This is a genomic window from Pontibacter sp. HJ8, from assembly GCF_054824225.1.
Window position 1 is genome coordinate 1 of record NZ_JSYF01000317.1, and the last position, 1,284, is coordinate 1,284.

Sequence of the window (1,284 nt, forward strand, 5' to 3'; positions counted from 1 at the left end):
GTTGCCCGAGCGCGATCAGTCCAAACTCCTCTACTACACCGGGCAAACCATAGCTGACCATACCTTCCAGGATCTTCCCCAACTGCTGCCACAGGGCACCTTGCTGGTATTCAACAACACCAAGGTCGTGCAGGCCCGCCTGCTGTTCCAGAAAGAGACGGGCGGTATAGTGGAAATATTTTGCCTGGAGCCGGTAGAGCCGCACCGGGAAGTGCAGCTAGCCATGCAGCAGACCGACGGCTGTACCTGGAAATGCCTGGTCGGCAACAACAAGCGCTGGAAATCCGGTCCCCTGAAGCTATACTTCGAGGGAGGCGAGGTCACCGCAGAGCGGGAGGCGCAGCAGGAAGGTCACTTCCTCATACGCTTCACGTGGACGCCCGGCGAACTGACGTTTGCGGAGGTGCTGGAGCGCTGTGGCCGGCTGCCTTTGCCGCCCTACCTCAACCGGGAATTGACCCCTGAAGACCGCACCCGCTACCAGACCATTTATGCCCAACACCAGGGCGCAGTGGCCGCTCCGACGGCTGGCCTGCACTTCACCGACCGGGTGATGGCGCAACTACAGGAGAAGGAGATCGATAGCACCTACCTGACACTGCATGTGGGAGCCGGCACGTTCAAGCCAGTCAAGGCCGATACAATGGAGACACATGAGATGCACGCCGAGCAGCTGATGGTATCGAAGCAGGTAGCCGGGCAATTGTTGCAGCACCTCGGGCGGCCTGTTATACCTGTTGGCACCACGTCCATGCGGAGTCTGGAGAGCCTGTATTGGCTGGGCGCCTTGCTGCTGCAACACCCGGAGCTACAACCCGAGGACCTGCACGTGACGCAATGGCTGCCGTACGAAACCGCAACTCCACCTGCTGCCCAAGAGGCTTTCCAGGCTTTGCTCGACTACATGGACCGCCATCAGGCAGCGTACCTCCATGCCAGCACCCAGATCATCATTGCGCCGGGCTATACCTTCCGGGTATGCAGCGGCCTGGTCACAAATTTTCATCAGCCGGAGAGTACGCTTTTGTTATTAGTAGCTGCCCTCATAGGCGAAAACTGGAAACAGGTATACCGCCATGCGCTGGATACTGATTACAGGTTTCTGAGCTACGGCGACAGCTCGCTGCTCATGCCGTAGGTATAGCCTCCACCAGGCGATGACCACACAGCGTGCGCAGCTCCTGCGAGTGTCTGGTATGAGATTAAAAGTTGAACCTCATATTGTCAGAATGCGGCTTAGGAGACAGGTCACGACCTGTCCGAATCGTGCACAGGTATAGGTAT

The 1,284-nt window shown here is 58.1% G+C and carries 1 protein-coding gene; it reads left to right on the plus strand.

Features of this window, described 5'->3' with window-relative positions; genetic code table 11:
* The coding region (locus OB13_RS14070; protein ID WP_461490803.1) for an S-adenosylmethionine:tRNA ribosyltransferase-isomerase at positions 1 to 1,138 on the plus strand (1,138 nt) is incomplete at its 5' end.
* Between the last annotated feature and the right edge of the window lie 146 nt (positions 1,139 to 1,284).